Annotated in this window: 1 protein-coding gene; it reads left to right on the forward strand. The window is 43.3% G+C overall.

Features of this window, described 5'->3' with window-relative positions; genetic code table 11:
- Window positions 1-53 precede the first annotated feature (53 nt).
- A protein-coding gene (locus R7Q47_RS24985; RefSeq protein ID WP_151514398.1) for an IS3 family transposase occupies window positions 54-1,258 on the forward strand; the annotation gives its coding sequence in 2 pieces (ribosomal slippage) (window positions 54-405 and window positions 405-1,258; 1,206 coding nt in all).
- The last annotated feature ends 33 nt before the right edge of the window (window positions 1,259-1,291 follow it).

Raw genomic sequence — 1,291 nt, forward strand, 5'->3', positions numbered from 1 at the left:
TGTGCCGTCCTAAATAAGGTTGACACTTTCCACCCCCAAAATTGGAGAGTGTTATGAAATCAACAACTAAAAGAACTCAGCGCGATTACTCCCTCGCTTTTAAACTCACTGTAGTTGATGAGGTTGAAAAAGGAAGCCTCACTTACAAACAAGCCCAAGAGAAGTATGGCATCCAAGGTTGCTCTACGGTTTTGGTTTGGCTTCGTAAGCATGGTCGACTAGATTGGTCTAAAGGGACACCTAACTTTATGTCCAAAGGAGACTCTATGGCCGAGTTCAATTCACCTCCTACACCAGAGCAACGTATTAAAGAGCTTGAGAAGCAGCTCGAAGATGCTCAACTCAAAGCCGACTTCTTTGAAGCTGTCGTGAACGTTATGGAACGTGACTATGGTGTTAGAGTGACAAAAAAGCACAAAGAAGCGTTGTCCAAGAGAAAACCATAGTAGGTTTGAGCGTTACGAAGTTTTGTCAGTTAGTACAAATCTCTCGCCAAGCTTATTATAAGCAATGCCAAACTCAATCTCGTTGTGAACATCATGAGCATGCTGTCATTGGCTTTGTCCGTGAAGTCAGGCTGAAGCAGCCACGCATTGGCACGCGTAAACTGAAGTTCTTAGCAGCAACAAAGGGCATTCAAATAGGTCGCGATAAGCTCTTTGAACTTCTCAGAAAGCATCGGCTGTTAGTGAGAGCAAGACGAGCCTATCACCGAACGACTGACAGCCGTCATCGATTTTTCTGTCACCCAAACAAAGTGAAAGATGGGCTGACACCAACGAAGCCAGAACAACTGTGGGTTGCTGATATTACTTACTTGCCAACTCAAAATGGAGAGAGTTATCTCAGCTTGGTTACAGACGCTTATTCAAGGAAGATTGTTGGTTTTTATGTGGATGACAACATGAAAACTCAATCTGTTAAGCGGGCATTTATCTCAGCTCTCAGGCAACGGCAGAGTGAAGAAAAGCTAATACACCACTCAGATAGAGGCTCACAATACTGTTCGAAGGAATATCAAGATATCCATAAGAAACATAGAGTGACTTGCTCAATGACTGACGGGTATGACTGTTATCAGAATGCTTTAGCTGAGCGTGTAAATGGGATACTCAAAATGGAGCTCTTGCTGAAGAAACCGAAAGATCTGAAAGAAGCAAGGACGATGGTAGCAGAGTCCGTAGATATCTATAATCAAATGAGGCCTCATACGGCTTTAAAATACAAAACGCCCGATGAAGTACATCGAGCGTTTTAGTTAAAAAGTGTCAACCCATATCAGGACGGGTCA

The sequence above is a fragment of the Vibrio sp. Vb0349 genome (assembly GCF_033338975.1).